Source organism: Paenibacillus sp. NPDC056933, from assembly GCF_042674385.1.
Lineage (GTDB): Bacteria > Bacillota > Bacilli > Paenibacillales > Paenibacillaceae > Paenibacillus.
The window spans coordinates 21,244-38,611 of the sequence record NZ_JBHUQN010000007.1 but is presented as its reverse complement, the minus strand read 5'-3'; the positions used below and the strand labels follow the sequence as shown (position 1 = coordinate 38,611).

Below are 17,368 nucleotides of genomic sequence, written 5' to 3'. Positions count from 1 at the left end.
TATGAATAAAGGACGCCCTCGTCAATATGACGAGGGCGCCAGATTGTCGAGAAACCCTGTGCTTTTTTCAAAGTACAGGGTTTCTCATATTTCAAGTGGTCGGTTCAAAACGGAAATAGGGGAGATCACCTCCGCTTTTCCAGGCGATCCAGGTGGATCGCCATCTTCTTCATGTTCTGCACAGCTGCCGTCATCAAGGCCTGTTCCCTGACGTTTTGCAGTCCCCGCAAACGGCAATAGCGAAACCCATGGAGCTCTTTGGCATCCGCGAAGCTTCGCTCAATCGTTTCTTTTCGTTTTCGGTAGAGATATTTCCCGGATCGACTCAACCGGTTGCCTCGAACCCACTCTTTGCTGTCCTCCCAGACATGACGGGTCACCACTTTCCGGTGGTTGCGAGATCGTGTGCATTCGTTTAATAACGGGCAGTTCTTGCAATGCTGTGGATCAGAAGCGTACTGCCGATATCCCTTGCGGTTGGTCGTCTTATACGGTAATTCGTGCTTTGCCGGACAGACATAAATATTGCGCTGTACATCATATGTAAACTTCCATTTTGGGAATAAACCTTGGGTCGGGTGAAATCTTCGGTGAGCAATAACGGCAAAAATGTTTCGGCTTTGCAGCCCTTTGCAGATGGGTGAAGTCAAGTATCCGGAGTCCAGAGCAACGGCTTCTACTTTAAAACCAAATCGTTGTTGTTGACGATCCAAACGGGACAAATACGGTATAGAATCATGGACATTTCCAGCAGTGACATGTACATCCGTAATCATATTGTATTTCAGATCCACAGTACGGTGGTCTAAGTAGAAAAATCCTTCCGGTTTCCCATCACGGATCATATAACCGCTGTCGGGATCTGTTGTGCTCACTTTGACTTCCTTTTCCTCTATCACGTCCTCTCTAGGCTTTAGCGCTTTTTTCCATGTGCATTCCGGTCGGCCTCTACGGCAGTATTAAGTTCATTCACATAATCACGGGTGTTTTGTAAAATCTGTTCCTTGGTGTACTTATGCTTATTCGCATTCGCTTTAACGTGGGTTGAATCGGTAACTAAGACACGTCCGCCTACCATACGGTGCTGAACAGCTTGAAGCACAACTCCATCAAAGATCTCCTGAAAAATCTCAGTGTCTTTAAAGCGAGTACGACGATTCCAGCTAATCGTAGAATGGTCCGGCACTTTGTCGGTTAGACCTAACCCCAAAAACCAGCGGTAAGCGAGGTTGGTCTGAATTTCCCGTTCGAGTTGGCGTTCGGAACGGATGCCATAAAAATAACCGAGGAAAATCATCTTAAATAACACGATGGGGTCGATCGCAGGCCGCCCGTTATCAGTAGAATATAGTGGCCGAACCTTTTCGTCGATAAAAGAGAAATCGATATACTTGTCCACTTTGCGGAGCAAATGGTCTTGAGGAACCAATTCTTCAATTGAAACAAATTCGTAAGCCTGCTGTTTTTCTCGATTCGAACGCAACATATTTTAACACCCTTCCGAACGTTTATTTACTAATATTATACAATATTAACGCGGTGTCGTGTTGAACTAAATGTATAAAAAATAGCTGTCGAGACTTTCTCGACAGCCTGACGCCCTCGTCAATATGACGAGGGCGCCTTTTTTTATATAACATAAGAGTGCATGATATTTATTTAATCGATTTACTTTACTCTCAACGCGTTACGCTAGCAATATAACTAACACTAAATTACATCTAACGAACTAAGCACAGGCTATTATCCAACATTTCAACGAAATGAAATTCTAACGAATCACAGGAAGGTTATCATTGCTAACTATGCGCCCATTTCCACTCGACTCCCCCGTTTCTTCACTGAATAGCATCTCTACGATTCGTTACAGCATACAAAGCCTCATATTTAACCTTATAAAATGCAACAGGTTCGTTAGAGTTCCCAACATCCAATGAATACTTAAGGAGTGACTAATGGAGTCCTAAAGAACCCTAAAGGTTCTCTACAGAGGCCAGTGCAAGTCGAAAGCTGTCTAGGTGCCTGTAATATTTTCAACACTTTACTTGTTTGCAGTTAACCCACTAAACGGTTCTGTGCCCTTAGGAAGCAACTCTTTATACGTGAATGGGAATTCCGGGAAACCCTCCGCATAAGCTGTGTACTCATACAACTGGAAGAATACAACTACACCTGTGGGTGTTACATAGAAATCCTGATCTTTATTCAAGCCTTTATAGCCTTCAAGATAACCGCCACTAGCTTTAAGCTGATCTCCAACTTTTTTACTCAACGTTTCACGCACGGTTTTGTTATTTTGAATCACATCATCCAGACTCAATTCCTTACCGGAATCCAGAGCAAAGGTGTGACCCGAACGGAACGTCATGCCATGTGCACCTGCATAGTCCTGATAACTTTGCGTAATGAGCCCAAGCACACCATTTTCGTTGTACGTCACGACGTAAGAGCTCTCAAATGCATATGGGCGGTTCGCTGCGGCGTCTCCAAATTCCTTGGTTTGTTTTTTGAAATCCGCTACAAAAGCATCGACTTCGTCCTTCAGTACCTTGTTGATCGCCGCTTCTGCTTTATCGTTAGCCAGTCCGCTCACCTGAGGATATTGGATATCGACTTCGGCGTTCTTGATGCTGACTTTCACTGTTGCCGCCTTAATCGCCACACTATTCTGTTTCACTTTGCTCAGCGTAAGTGTCTTCGCTTTTCCATCCCAACTGCCCTGCACACCCAGATAATCTCTCATAGCAGAGAAGGGAATATACAATCGGCCATTAATCAGCTTCGCTTCCACTTGTGGGTAGTAGTTGTTAATTCTAACACTAGGGGAACCGTCAATCAGGCTGATCGTCATCGTATTATTGGCTGCCGTTAAGGCGTACTCCTTAGCCTTTGCATCATATTTCAAGCTTCCACCTGCAACATCTTTCACTGCAGTAAGCGATACCCAAGTAGAGCCACCCTGAAGGAGTCCTTTTTGAGTAAGAGTTGTGCCTCCAGATTTCAGGGTTACCTCCGTAGGTGTTGTCACTTTCGTCGATACCGAAGCTGCCTGCACGGAACTATCCTGCCATACAGCCCCACTCCCTACAATAATTCCTGCCGCCAGTAGTGCACTCGTCCATTTTTTCCATGATGTCATATATATAACTCCTCTCTCGAATTCACATTTGAGTGTCATTGCGTATGTATCCTGACCTGATCGTATGTCTCATACGCTCACCTCTTTATTATAATTAACCCAGTTCCCGAAAGGTTTACAGCTCCAGTTACAATGTTGTTCGATCCATGAGCTGATAATGAAGGTTTTGTTACGAACAAATAGACAAAAAAGATACCAAATAACAGCATTTTATTTCGCCATATTTCAACTCTTCTTTTCAAACTTCATCAAAGTCTGCCTTTATAACAAAAAAGACGTTGTCTAATGGACAACGTCTTTGTCATTAATACCTTCGCCCGATCAAGCATATCTTTAACGGACACTCGGCATTAATTATTTTGCTTATTTCATTTCATAAGTAATATTCAGCGTTGTGCTTACTTTGACCTGTCCTGTTTCAATGGCTGTGCCACCTACTGCATCTGACTTCGCTTGGGACATCAACGATTCGGTTGCATACATTACAGGCACATTGGCATCACCTTGGCTCACGGAAAGAACAGTACCCAGTTGGCGTTTAACTGCCTTGGCAATCGCTCCAGCTTTCACATCAGCATTGGCAACAGCTTTCTCAATCACTTGAGCTTCAAAACTTTCCGGTTTTTCGACCGTAAAGCGCACGTTTTCAATGTTGTTGGCACCAGCTTGGGAAGCGGCATCCAGAAGCTCACCGATCTTGTCCATATCACGGTATGTGACAGTCAGTGTGTGATGCGCTGTGTACCCTTTAATCTTCTGTCCGTCTTTATCGCTATACGTGTAGTTAGGCTGTACGTAGAACTGACTGGTTTGAATATCATCTGCACTGATTTTCCATGTGTTTTTCAGCAGATTGGTTACCTTCTGAATTTTCGCCGCATTCGCTTTTTGAGCAGATGCCGCTGTTTCCGCAGTACTATTCACTCCAATGGAAAGATAAGCGATATCCGGCTTCACCTGAATCTCTCCTGTACCCACAACGTTAATCACGTTTTGCTGAACTCCCTGAACTTCAGCAGCATACGCATAATTCCCCGGTGCCACCCATGCAGTACCTCCAACAAGCAATGTTCCTGCAACCAATACGGCGCCCAGCGGTTTCATCCATAGTTTACCCATCACGTTAGCCTCCTTAAGTTTTAACATCTCAAACTCAAATCGATTTGATACCTAACAGACGGGCTTAATTCCATAATGTTGCACTTGACAGCCTCAAAACGCAAAAAAGCCCCTTTCGGGACTTCTTCATTGGCTTCAAATCATATCTTATTGGTTTTCAAGTTCTTCCTTGCTTACCAGACTAACTAAAGCGTTTACAGCCTGTTCGGCGTCCGCGCCTTCTGCGCTAATCTGGATTTCCGTACCTGTGCTGATTGCAAGGCTCATGATCCCCATGATACTTTTTGCATTTACTTTTTTGTCGTCCTTCTCGACGAACACTTCAGATGAGTACTTATTCGCTTCTTGAACGAACAGTGCCGCAGGTCTGGCATGGAGACCCGTTTTCAAACGGACAACTACCGGGTGCTTTGTCATGGAAACTTACCCCCTATTATGAAATCTGGACATTAAATACACAATTATATTTATACAACATTATACCATTAACGCGTGCAGGACACTAGAAGAAAAACTCAAGGCGATTGAGATGCCATTATTTTGACCCATTTCAGTCTATTTAGATCATCTTCATACTCCTGAGTAGGTTCCTGTAAATCCTTGCAAACTTGCTTTAAGCTGACCTTTCGGCAAGAAACCAAAACAATGAGCATTGCAGGTTGCCATCACCCTTTATTTAACCGTATCTCTCGTTACGAACCTTCTCAGCCAACTCATCAATCTTGCGGAGTCGGTGATTTACTCCCGACTTGCTGACTGTACCCTTAAGCAGCTCGCCTACTTCCTTTAGATTGATATCCGGATGGGCGAGTCTGACTTCAGCCACTTCACGAAGCTTTTCAGGCAACGACTCCAGACCAACTTCCTTTTGCAACAGTCTGATATTATCAATCTGTCTGACTGCTGCTCCAATCGTTTTGTTCAAGTTAGCCGTCTCGCAATTGACGATGCGGTTAACGGAATTACGCATATCTCGCATGATGCGCACATCCTCGAACTTGAAAAGAGCCTGATGCGCACCAATGATACTGAGCAGCTCAATGATCTTCTCGCCTTCCTTAATGTATAGGATGAATCCTTTTTTGCGTTCTATACACCGGGCATTGAGATGAAATTCATTTGCCAGGTCCACCAGGGCCTGACAGTGCTCCTCATACATGGATGCAATCTCCAGGTGATAAGACGAACCTTCGGGATTGTTGACCGAGCCTCCTGCCATAAATGCTCCACGAAGATAAGCGCGTTTACAACAGTTTTTTTTGAATAGCTCATCACTGATCCCGGGAGTAAACAGAAATCCTTCAGAAACAATGTGCAGATCTTTAAGAATCTCCTGTACCATGGTTGGAATCCGAACAATATAAACATTGTTCTTTTTCAGCCGCATTTTTTTGCGGACAAGCAACTCCGTATGCACTTGAAAATGCTTTTTAAGCAGAGAGTATGCCCGTCTTGCGATGGCGGCATTCTCCGTCGAAATATCCAAGATGACTTTTTTATTCGATAACTGCACCGCACCAAGCATACGGATGAGGGCTGAAAGTTCCGCCTTTTCGCAGCACGGTTCGCTTTCGATCATCGTTAATTCTTTTTTGGTCTGTGCTGCAAACGACATGGGACTTCACCTCTTCCGTAACATCCAATTTTGTACAAGCTGATAGATGTGATGGCTCAGCTTGTCGGCATCATGACGCAGATAGGTTCGGAATAAGACCAACGTATCCGCAACGACTTGATAGCCGGCACTCTTCAGCACATTCATATCCAGCACAACCGGTTTAGCTCCTTTTTCCGCATACTTATTCTGCACCTGCAGCGGAATATCACCATTATTTACAATGACATAGTCGAAAATTTGATGCCCCACATGCTCATGTACCGCCTTAAGGTGGTCACTCACCGTGTAATTATCCGTCTCTCCCGGCTGTGTCATCACATTGCAAATAAACATCTTCACTGCGTCAGCCTCAACGACAGCCTCAGCCAGCTTAGGAACAAGCAGATTGGGCAGAATGCTCGTGTAGAGACTACCTGGTCCAATCAGAATGGCGTCTGCCTGACGAATGGCTTCAACAGCCTCTGGCAACGGCTCCACGTGATCCGGTTCAAGGAAAACGCGTTTGATCCGTCCGCCCGCTTCAGGGATCTTGGACTCACCCGTAATAATCGAGCCATCCTCCATCTCTGCATGCAGAACGACGGCCTGCCCAGCTGCGGGCAGCACCTCACCCCGAACGGCAAACACGCGGCTAAGTTCCCGCACAGCGGTCACGAAGTCGCCTGATATATCCGTCATTGCAGCCAAAATCAAGTTACCGAGGCTGTGGCCTGCAAGCCCTGCGCCTGTATTGAAGCGATACTTCAGCATATCCGACAACAACGGTTCTACATCAGCCAACGCCGTGAGTACGTTACGAATGTCTCCCGGGGGCGGCATCTGCAGCTCATTACGCAAGATGCCAGAACTTCCTCCATCATCCGCAACCGTCACGATAGCCGTGATGTCCAGCGGCTTTTCCTTCAAACCGCGCAGCATCACGGATAATCCGGTTCCGCCGCCCATGACTACAATTCTCGGACGTTCTCTTCGTGGTCCGGCTTCTTTCATCCCTTCACCCTCTTCAATGACGGTCCCGGTCGGCGTCGCGATGGCTCACGGTGACAGCCTCAGTCTCGCTGCTTCCCAACATTTTGCCCAAATATTCCGATATTGCTACCGAACGATGCTTGCCTCCGGTACAGCCGATTCCAATAATAACCTGGCTTTTGCCTTCCTTCCGGTATTGCGGAATCAGAAAATGCAGCATATCCAGCAGCTTGGTCAGAAACGCTTGCGTTTCCGGCCATTTCATAACATATTCGTATACATCACTATTCTGTCCTGTATTCGGACGTAAATGCTCAATATAATGCGGATTTGGCAAAAAACGAACATCGAACACCAGATCCGCATCGATCGGAATGCCGTATTTGAACCCAAAGGAAGTAATATTTACCGACAGCATATGGCTTTCCAGATGGGAAAAACGGGATATGATACGCTCTTTCAGTTGAGCAGGCTTCATTGTACTGGTATTCAAAACCTGAGTTGCGGAATTTTTGAGCTCCTCCAGCATTTTGCGTTCCAGCCTGATGCCATCCAGCGGCATGCCCTCAGGGGCTAATGGATGTCTGCGCCTGCTCTCCTTATAGCGTTGAACAAGCACAGAGTCTGTCGCATCCAGGAATAGTATTTCGCAATGAATGGTAAAATGATCTTTAATATAGTTCAGTGACTCGGACAAAGCCGTAAAGAACTCTCGCCCGCGCAGATCGATGACAAGTGCAACTTTGCCAATTTTGCCGTTCGATTGTTCGATCAATTCCGCAAATTTCGGAATCAATACCGGCGGAAGATTATCCACACAGAAGAAACCAAGATCCTCCAGGCTTTGTACTGCAATCGTCTTGCCTGCTCCGGACATGCCCGTAATGATAATGAGCGTGGCGCCTGTGCCCGGTGAAACTTCACCTTCAAGCATAAATGTCCCCTCCTTATCATATTGCTGTCGGATTTATATTGCTACGAGGTTACTAGGAACGCAAGAGAAGACCGGCTGCGCCAACAATACCTGCATTGTTGCCAAGTGTTGCTTCAAGAATCTGAACCCCTTGTTGCAATGGCTCTGGTGTCAGTGCTGCAAAAACAGTTCGTACTTCATCAAACAAAATATTACCCGCTTTGGATACCCCACCGCCGATAATGAACATCTCCGGGTTAATCACAGCCGCTACAGCCGCCATCGATTTGCCCAGATAGAATGCCGCACGGTTTACAATACGCAACGCAACTTCATCGCCTGCCTTGGCTGCATCAAACACTTCCTTGGCTGCAATCTTGTCGACGAGCGCCAACGATGTATGGTCCCCACGCTCTACAGCGTCTTTGGCCATACGAATAATTCCGGTTGCCGAAGATACGGTTTCCACGCATCCCATTTTACCGCATCCGCACTGAATCGCTTCAAGATCAGGAACAACACTGACATGGCCGAGCTCACCAGCCATACCGGAATAACCCTGGTAGATCTTGCCGTTCAAGATTAATCCACCACCAACGCCTGTACCAAGCGTATAGCATACACAATTGTCCACGCCCTTGCCGGCACCTGCCCAGGCTTCACCGAGCGCAGCCACGTTGGCATCGTTATCTATTTTGACCGGCTTGCCCAGACGTTCTTCCAAAATCGAACGAATGGCTACATTCCGAAATCCGATGTTAGGGGCAAGAACGATAATTCCCTCGCGTACATTGGTGAACCCAGCCACGCCCGCGCCCACACCTTCAAGCTGCTCCCAGCTGTAAGGCGATTCGGCAACGATATGACGGACATACTTCTCGATGTTGGCAATGACCGTGTCAACGCCCTTATCCACTTCTGTCGGTCCTTCATACGTATGCATAAGCTGACCGTGTTCATCACATATACCGACCTTGATTGCTGTTCCGCCGAGATCGACCCCAACGTAGATTTTCTCAGACATGCTACAAGCCACCTTTATCTATCTAAAATAGTTTAATCCTACGTACCAACTATAATTGAAGGATACGCCTGGGTCAAGACGATAAGACCTTTGCTGGGATTAGCTTCCCCGCTATTGTGAACAACATCACAGGCTATTTTTGAATACGGATACAACCTCATTTGTCTCTATTAAAAACGCAGGCTTCATTCCTTCCTCCATAGAGGAGGAAGCCTCAACTCATGATATTGCATATCCGCTCGTTCCATGCGTAAAAGATGACCATTGTCATCTGAATTTCATGACAATACTTACCAGTCGCGTCTCAGGCAGTTCGCTAAGACGGCGCAGAAAAACGCCTTCCCGCAAACGGAAGGCGTTTTACACTTTTTTGGACCAATATCCTTGAACCGATCATTCAGCAGACATTCAGCTACAGGTCACAGTTTCGTTTCCACACGTACGGGTTCCTCCGTTTTTTCCATCTTGTTGACGTCCAGAATATCCAGCAGGAAAACAAAGATCGGGATACCGATGATGAGCCCCCAGATCCCCAGGAAATGTTGAGACAGAATCAGTACGATAAACGTGTAGAACATCGGCAATTTGGTTTTGTGTGCCATCAGTTTTGGATTCAGGAAATACGTCTCCAGCGCATGAATGATAATGATCATGATGACCACGATCACACTGAGCTGCAATCCACCCAGTTGATAGCCGATCAGACACAGCGGAATCAGTGAGATAATCACCCCCGCAACGGGTACCAGACTCAACATGAATACCAGAATGGTCAGAGCGAACAGATACGGGAATCCGAGTATCCATAGTCCCAGAATCGTCAAAGCTGTATTAAACACCGCAATCAACAATTGCGCCTCGATGACTTTACCAAAAGAAGATACAAATTTATCCCCAAGGTATGCCACTTCATTATAGAACCAGCCGATCTTGCTTGTTTTGAACTTGGATGTAAACTTGGAGATCTCCTTCTTCTGCAACAAGAAGAACAGACTAAGGATGATGACCAGCAGAATAAACTCAAGCCATTTGCTTAACGCAAAAATATATTTCAATGCGTCATTGGTATAGTTTTTAATATCAAACGATTGAAGATATCCCGCAATTTTGGAGGCAAAGTTATCACCATCTGCGGTATCCAGAAACTTCATTATTTCATTGGTCAACTGAACGACCTGATCCACAATCCGTGGTGAATACCTGGAGATCCCCAGCACAATGGCTGCAATAACGATAAGATAGAGCAATATGACGACGACTTTATAGTTAACCGGAAATAACCGATTCAACTTCTCCGTGATAAAATGCTGTAGCCTGTTCATGACATACGTCACCAGGAATAACAGCAAAATCATGTGCAGCATACTCCCCATGCTGAAAAGCACCAAACAAAACAACAGCAGAATCAAAAATCGTCGCACTGTTGCATTCTGTAACCAATCTTTTATCATTTCCCCCAAAGTCTTCACCTCACAGCTAATATGCCCAATATGTATACGATCTCATGCCCATTTTGGTTTCAAAAAAAGAGAAGCCTTCCGGCTTCTCACATGATGAGACTTCCCGTTGTCTCTTCTACCTAACTTATGCCAAATCATACACTCTTCATGCTTATTTATCCAGTGTTTCGCTCCAGTCATGAACAATGCTGCCCTCAAGGAATTTCTCGCAATCCATTGCAGCCATACACCCAGATCCTGCTGCCGTAATGGCCTGACGGTACTTCGTATCCTGTACATCTCCGCAGGCGAAAACACCCGGAATGTTGGTCTCGGTCGTACCTGGTTTAACGACAACATAGCCGTGTTCATCCAGTGCAATTTGGTTGCCCAGGAATCCCGTATTGGGTGTATGGCCAATCGCTACGAATACACCATCTGCTTCAAGCAGTTCTTCCTGTCCGGTCTCATTGTTTCGTACCTTCAGTCCCTTGACTCCCAGCGCTTCAGGCACAACTTCAAGCGGTGTGCGGTTCAACGCCCACTTCACCTTCTCATTGCTGCGAGCCCGATCCTGCATGATTTTCGATGCACGCAATTCCTCCCGGCGGTGAACCAAAGTAACGTCTGTTGCAAAACGGGTCAGGAAGCTGGCTTCCTCCATCGCAGAGTCTCCACCGCCGACCACGACGATCTTTTTACCACGGAAAAAGAATCCGTCACATGTAGCACATGTGCTTACCCCACGACCGACGTTCTCCTGTTCTCCCGGAATCCCGAGATAACGGGCTGAAGCCCCAGTCGAGATGATAATCGATTCAGCTTCCAGCTCACCGATTCCGCCGACCTTAATCTTGAATGGCGGTTTGCTGAAATCCACTTCTTCCACCCAACCATTCTTGAATTCAGCTCCAAACCGCTCCGCTTGCTTACGCATATTGTCCATCAGTTCCGGACCCATAATGCCCTGTGGAAAACCAGGGAAATTCTCAACTTCCGTTGTCGTCGTCAATTGACCACCCGGCTGAAGACCTTCGATAACCAGTGGGTTTAGATTAGCACGAGCCAGATATATCGCTGCTGTCAGACCCGCAGGTCCTGTTCCGATCACAATCGTTCTGTATTTAGACATATAGATACAGCCTCCTTGATAAGGTTGAGAGTGTGTTGAATGGCGATTAACTTTAACTTGCTACTATGATGTTACCCTACAGGTTTGTCGAGACCTATCCGTTAAGTTTACCCGTTTTCCTGGCCAATGTATCCTTCATGCAATGAAGTCCATTCAGAAGATAGCCAGAGCATGTACAATCTACTGGATTGGTGGAGTGCTGTTGCATACTCGGTTGATCAGACGAGCATATTTGCTCACCGTTGCAGCGGATATGCCGTACCTGTCGGCTATACTTTGATAGGTGACCGGACGACTTTGGATTTTGGCAGCCAAATACTCCAAACCTGCTGCCAAACCCTCAATTTGTTTGGTGCCTGGCACTTCAGGATGTACACGAGATACATAGTCCGTCCACAGGCGCTCCATCTCCTGCTGCAATTCGGCCTTGGCTTCAGACATCTGTAACGCCCGGTCCACCACCGCCTGCCAATGCGTAGAAGGTTTCATCTCCGTACGCTCCGCCGATGACGCGCTCTTCTGAATGGATCGTTTGCTCAGAGTAGTCAGGGGCTGAAGAGCAGGAGAGTCATCCTGTGTAGAACCTTCTGAATGCAGATCGTTTAATACAGCACGCGCGACATTCACCAGTTCTTCATCTTCACCGGGCTCCTGGATAAAGGATTGCAGCGCCTGCTGCACCTCATAATCCCCAATCATGCCAAGAGCTTGAATGACCTGAAGTTTAGTCGCCCGATCACCATGTCGAAGCGCCCAGAAGAAGGAAGAACGGATCAGAGGATCGTTTTTCATCTCTTCAGGTATGCCGTTACCATAGTTCTCCCACTGTCTGAATTGCTCGTCAAATGGCAGATGATAGTGGTAACTTAGCTTCTCGGGATCTTTCTCTCCCTGTCGTACAGCCTCAAGACCCGATAGATAGTACCGAGAAACCTCGGAACCTGGGTCCAGCTTGCCCACATGACGCCACAGACGTTCAGCAGCATCGTAACGTTCCGTATTATAAGCGGCCACTGCTGCATAATGCGCGAGCGCCGGATCCGCAGCGGTTTCTTCCTCTTTCAATAAGCGCCGAAAATGTATATAAGCCGTATCATGTTGACCCAGGATACCCATCGTCGTAGCCAGTTTGTAGACCTGTTCGTGCTGGAAAGGTACGATGACACGCAATTTTTTGATCAGAAGCAGCACTTGATCAGCCCGATTCTCGTTCTGGTGAAAGATCGCCAGATTACACAGCGCATGCAAATTGCCAGGTTCCTGTTCCAGTACTTCGGCAATCGTCTCTTTCGCTTTGGGAAACAGTCCCATATAATAATAGGCAAGGGCCAGATTGTTGCGAGCAGCCAAATAATCGGGATAATCCGGCGACATGTCTTCCAACAACTCAGCAGCCTGTGCAAACTTCCCTTGTTCCAGCAATTCCCGCGCCTGATCGTGCTCTACTACACCTTTACGTGATTTGATCCGGTTCAGCTTGGCTGGCCGATCCAGCTCGTAATACAGGAGCTCCATCATCTCTTCGGCTTCCGTCATGAACTGACCCTGGGTATCCTCCTCCAAATACGTTACGAGCGCTTGCTCGGCTTCCTCGAACCGATCCATATTGGCATAATTGTTTGCCATGTAGAAATAACATTCCGTCATGGACGGATCTACCTCATCCAGCACATGTGCAAGAACGGCATTTGAAGCTTCGTAATCCCCCTTCTCTGATAATATACCCGCCATATTACAATGATTCACCGGATTTTCCGGTTCATATTCAACAGCTTTACGAAAATATTTTAATGCCTTGTCGACGTGATTACGGTCCAGCGAGCGGACAGCTCTCTCAAAAAAGAAAGAAGCATCCAAGTGAATCGGTATTACGTTGGCAAGGTGTCCCTCAGCCCGCACTAGCTTGCCCTTCATCTTCCAAGGCACCTCCTCTTTGAATTCATTCATACTCTCCAGTATACCACATCTTAAGGCCCACTTCTCAATATGTAGTTTCATGTCGTTTATGCCAAAAATGCGCAAAAAAGATGACATTCCATCATTCACTTCGAATGAAATGTCATCTTGCTGCTTCACCAGCTCTTTCTTCTAAAGAAAGATTGAAATCAGCGTTTCAACGCCAGGGATGGCGAAAGTGAAATATGAATAGTCTTATGGAACGGGGTCAAGAAGTTGACCAGCACAACCTTGCATTTGTCAGGCAGTTTCGCCTCACGCACGGTTGCAGCCAAATGTCCCAGCTCGCCACCGTTCAGTTCAATCCAGTCTTCTCCACAGGTATAACGCAACGCTCCGCCCTTCCAGAGATAATGACCTTCATCCGTCTCTAGCAACTCCCCATGGGATAATTCGCCCTCGGCACCAAATACAAAGGACAACTGCATCATGATCTGCTCCGGTTCAGCTCCCGATAGATCCAGCGTCCATCCATTCTCCGATTGCAATACTTCGGTCTGTACGCGGAACGTCTGCTCATGCGTGACCGTCCGGCTTTGGTGGGGCAACAGATACCAGGGACTGGTAGCTGTTTTCGCCGTATCTGGCAATTGATCCGCAGGGATCGGACTATAATAACCCTTCTTTTGTTCACCTGTTAGGAGGTATCCGGAAGATAATCGAGTCATCTGCTGCATCGGCACATAACCCGGATTAAAATAGGAGGCGAGCTGCACAGCAAGCAGACGCACGTCACCATGTCGCAGGGCAAAGAACGAAGGGACTTCCGTCATTACGGTTACACTCGTAAGACCAGATCGTATTCGCGCTACAGGTGCACCAAAATCCGTATGCATACGGCTATGTGAGATCTGCCCATGATGTCCTGCAGACTCCATCTGCTCTAAATAGCCCTCTCGCATAAATTGCCCATTCAGTATAATCTCATAATGGTCAGGCAGCTCATTACGAACCTTGCGTGCCTGCTGAAGCTCAGGCTCCAGCAGAAGCCTGACGAGCGCATTGACGGAGCATACACCGGGATCTTTTAACGATTCTCCGGCCCAATCGGCCATACCAGCAAAGACCGAATCTCCATCCAGTCTGGCCAGAATGGCATACGGCAGATAGTACGGTGACAGGTCATGAACACTCCCCAGATCCTGCCGACCCGAATAATCCGTGACGATCTCGCCAGTCGGATGTACCAGATACACCATCATGCGAAGGTTAAGTCTCACCGGTTCCAACAACTCTGGACGATTCAGCAAGCGGGCCGCATGGATCAACATGATATCGCTAACCGCGCTGTAAATTCCGTTGCTCCGTTCAGTCCATTCCCCGTCCGGCGTAATATCCATGCCTTCAGCCAGCCATTGCTCTGCACGCTGCACGGCTTCCTCCAAGTCAAACAACTGATGCAGGAAACCGAGCGCCGCGCATAACACCCACCGATGATTCGGCGTATGACAGCCCCCGGTCAACATGACCGGAATCGTTCGCTCCAGAAACAGGCGAATGTTGTTCAGCACAGGTTGCATCGGCTCCCAATCCTGCTGCTGAAGCAGCTGGTACAGCTGGGCATATCCCACGACGACAAATGCGGTGTCCGGCGGAGAATGATAATTGGTCCAGCCGGGAGAGATGGAACCGTCTGTATGCTGATTGTGAAGCACATACTCCGAAGCCAGCAGCAGGCGATTTAGCAGTTCCTCATCCCGGTAATAGATGGAATCGGGATTGGCAAGTGCCGCTCCCCAATAACACATATCCGTAGGTGTTCCAGTCGTGTGGTTGACCCAGGCAATACCAGTGGAAGGATCAATCGTTCCTCCATAATAACGGCTTTCCGGGTCAAGTTCCTGTCGGGATATTCCCCTTTGCACTGCTTTGTCATTGCTGTCCACCAGCTGCCTGTACATATATAGTCCCCTCCAAACGAATGCATTTGCCGATGTCGGAATATCTGGTGAAATCGATCCAATAACGGTCGAATGCGGGCAGATACCGCCGTACATTGGAGTTCTTCTTTCCAACAGTAATAACAAGTTTCAGGGAAGTCCCCATTACATGGTTGGTCCTCCGCCCATCATAAATCACATGCAGTATTGTTTACCTCCTGCCCTAACCCTTGACTGCCCCAAGCATGGCACCGCTAACAAAATATTTTTGCAGCCACGGATAGACAAGCAGAATCGGTACGGTAGCGAAGATAACCGTGGCAGCCTTGAGACTTTCCGGAGTCAAAGCTGTGCGGTTGGCGCCCTCCATCTGCGTAAGCTCGCTGACCATGTTGTTTTGTACCATTTGGAAGAGCTTCAGCTGAAGCGGATACAGCTTCGGATCATTAATGTACATCAGGGAATCCTGGAAGCCATTCCAGCGTCCAACCGCATAGAAAAGGGCCAAGGTAGCCAGCACCGGCATGGATAATGGCAGGATGATTTTAAAGAGTGTGTGTACATGCGAGCTGCCATCAATCTCTGCAGACTCCTCCAAGCTTTCCGGAATGCCTCTGAAGAAGGAAATCAGGATAATCAGGTTAAACGGACTGACCAGCCCCGGCAGAATCAACGCCCAAACTGAATTAAGCAAATTCAGGTCACGGATGAGCAAGTACTCCGGAATGATCCCGCCACTGAAAAACATCGTAATGATGATCACATACATGAAGAGCTTGCGCCCTTTCAATTTTTTCTTGGTTAACGGATAAGCGGCAGCGAGTGTGAACATCATGCATAGCACTGTAGTGGCAACCGTAAGAATCGTCGTATAACCCAATGAATAGATCATTGACTGATCAGAAAATACCTGAGTATAGGCATTCCAATTGAATTCTTTGGGAAAAATGGTCACTTCACCTGACGTAATTGCCCGGTTAGAACTGAACGATATTGCAATCGTGTGCAGAAACGGAGCCAAACAGAATATAACAAACAAGGTAATAAAGGAGATATTAACGATATCAAAAATCCGGTTTGAGGTGCGTTCACTCATATGCGCACAGCTCCTTTACTGATGGTCTATACAAACAAGCCGATTGGCGTATCTTTCATTCTTTGATGATCTACAAAATGCCTTCCCCGGTTGCCTTTTTCGAAATATAGTTGGAGCCAAGGACGAAGATCAGTCCCACAACTGCCTGGAACAATCCGACTACCGTTGCGAGCGTGTACTGTCCCGATTCCAGACCGACTCTGTATACAAAGGTACTAAGTACATCCGAATATTCACGAACGGCCGTGTTACCGATAATATAAGGACGATCAAAACCAATGCTGACCATATGTCCGAGATTAAGAATAAGCAGGGTTACAATGGTTGGTTTGATACTTGGCAGCGTAATATGCCAGATTCTCTTCAGCCGCGTTGCTCCATCAATCTCGGCCGCTTCAAACAATTCCTTGTTCACGCCGGTTAATGCGGCCAGATATAAAATGGTTCCCCATCCTGCACTCTGCCAGACACCTGTGAACAGATACGTCACAAGCCAAGGATTCTTCTCTGTCAAAAATGGTATCGAATTTAAGCCCATGCTCTCCAGTACGCCATTAACCATACCGGATTGATTGCCGAACAATTGGTATACAATCCCTCCGATAATAACCCAGGAGATAAAGTGAGGAATGTACAGAATCGTCTGCGATATTTTTTTAAACCATTTAAATCGAACTTCATAGAGCATAATTGCCAATATGATTGGAGCAGGGAATGAAACGATCAGATCAAGAAAATTCAGCATAAAGGTATTGCGTAATGTGGTGTAGAAGTCCCGCATCCCAAATACCTCGCGAAAGGCATCGAAGCCGATCCACTCACTACCGCTGATGCCCTGAAACAGGTTAAAGTCTTTAAAAGCGATCTGCACACCATACATCGGGCCGTAGCGAAAGATCAAAAAGTAGATAAGGGGCAGGGAAATCAGCGCGTACAACTGCCAATACCTTTTCAAGTATGTGATGGTCAAGTCGGTTTCCTCCTATCAACAAAGAAACGGCTGTGCCGCCAAGAAGGCGGCACACGTTCCTTTCAAAGTTAAGCAGTCGTATGGGTATCTGTCTCGACATCATGAATAATAAA

The 17,368-nt window shown here is 47.0% G+C and carries 15 protein-coding genes; all 15 read right to left on the bottom strand.

The window, feature by feature from the left end:
* Positions 1–125: 125 nt before the first annotated feature.
* Positions 126–1,486, bottom strand: a protein-coding gene (locus tag ACFTRD_RS29485) for an IS1182 family transposase (RefSeq protein ID WP_379386195.1) whose coding sequence is annotated in 2 segments (ribosomal slippage) — positions 126–919 and positions 919–1,486 — 1,362 coding nt in all. Because the reading frame shifts where the segments join, the coding sequence is not laid out codon by codon here.
* Between the two features lie 555 nt (positions 1,487–2,041).
* Positions 2,042–3,139 (bottom strand): PdaC/SigV domain-containing protein, encoded by a 1,098-nt coding sequence (locus ACFTRD_RS29480; RefSeq protein WP_379386193.1) that lies wholly within the window; start codon positions 3,137–3,139, stop codon positions 2,042–2,044.
* A 363-nt stretch (positions 3,140–3,502) separates the two neighbouring features.
* Entirely contained in the window at positions 3,503–4,258 is a 756-nt protein-coding gene (locus ACFTRD_RS29475; protein WP_379386191.1) for an SIMPL domain-containing protein, read from the bottom strand.
* Positions 4,259–4,405: 147 nt separating this feature from the next.
* On the bottom strand, positions 4,406–4,675 hold the full coding sequence (locus ACFTRD_RS29470) for an HPr family phosphocarrier protein (RefSeq protein ID WP_017691248.1): 270 nt from the start codon (positions 4,673–4,675) through the stop codon (positions 4,406–4,408).
* 259 nt (positions 4,676–4,934) lie between these two features.
* Positions 4,935–5,873 carry a DNA-binding protein WhiA gene (gene whiA, locus ACFTRD_RS29465; protein ID WP_379386188.1) on the bottom strand — a complete coding sequence of 313 codons (939 nt, stop codon included), beginning with the start codon at positions 5,871–5,873 and terminating at the stop codon, positions 4,935–4,937.
* A gap of 6 nt (positions 5,874–5,879) precedes the next feature.
* On the bottom strand, positions 5,880–6,866 hold the full coding sequence (locus ACFTRD_RS29460) for a gluconeogenesis factor YvcK family protein (RefSeq protein ID WP_192272393.1): 987 nt from the start codon (positions 6,864–6,866) through the stop codon (positions 5,880–5,882).
* A gap of 13 nt (positions 6,867–6,879) precedes the next feature.
* Positions 6,880–7,779, bottom strand: coding sequence for an RNase adapter RapZ (rapZ, locus tag ACFTRD_RS29455; protein ID WP_053782949.1), 900 nt, complete (start codon positions 7,777–7,779; stop codon positions 6,880–6,882).
* A 52-nt stretch (positions 7,780–7,831) separates the two neighbouring features.
* A complete protein-coding gene (locus ACFTRD_RS29450; RefSeq protein WP_192272391.1) occupies positions 7,832–8,782 on the bottom strand; it encodes an ROK family glucokinase in 951 nt (316 codons plus the stop codon).
* Positions 8,783–9,201: 419 nt separating this feature from the next.
* Positions 9,202–10,233 (bottom strand): AI-2E family transporter, encoded by a 1,032-nt coding sequence (locus tag ACFTRD_RS29445; RefSeq protein ID WP_192272389.1) that lies wholly within the window; start codon positions 10,231–10,233, stop codon positions 9,202–9,204.
* Between the two features lie 160 nt (positions 10,234–10,393).
* Positions 10,394–11,353: a thioredoxin-disulfide reductase gene (gene trxB, locus ACFTRD_RS29440; protein ID WP_379386185.1), complete on the bottom strand. Its 960-nt coding sequence runs from the start codon at positions 11,351–11,353 to the stop codon at positions 10,394–10,396.
* A gap of 180 nt (positions 11,354–11,533) precedes the next feature.
* Positions 11,534–13,267 carry a tetratricopeptide repeat protein gene (locus ACFTRD_RS29435; protein WP_379386183.1) on the bottom strand — a complete coding sequence of 578 codons (1,734 nt, stop codon included), beginning with the start codon at positions 13,265–13,267 and terminating at the stop codon, positions 11,534–11,536.
* 191 nt (positions 13,268–13,458) lie between these two features.
* Positions 13,459–15,210, bottom strand: coding sequence for a hypothetical protein (locus ACFTRD_RS29430; protein ID WP_379386181.1), 1,752 nt, complete (start codon positions 15,208–15,210; stop codon positions 13,459–13,461).
* Complete coding sequence (locus ACFTRD_RS29425) at positions 15,182–15,355, bottom strand: hypothetical protein (RefSeq protein ID WP_379386180.1); 174 nt, start codon at positions 15,353–15,355, stop codon at positions 15,182–15,184. Before ACFTRD_RS29425 ends, ACFTRD_RS29430 begins: the two co-directional genes overlap by 29 nt.
* 57 nt (positions 15,356–15,412) lie before the next feature.
* Positions 15,413–16,285, bottom strand: a complete 873-nt coding sequence (locus tag ACFTRD_RS29420; protein ID WP_379386178.1) for a carbohydrate ABC transporter permease — start codon at positions 16,283–16,285, stop codon at positions 15,413–15,415.
* Between the two features lie 70 nt (positions 16,286–16,355).
* Positions 16,356–17,255 (bottom strand): ABC transporter permease, encoded by a 900-nt coding sequence (locus ACFTRD_RS29415; protein WP_062326681.1) that lies wholly within the window; start codon positions 17,253–17,255, stop codon positions 16,356–16,358.
* Positions 17,256–17,368: the final 113 nt, after the last annotated feature.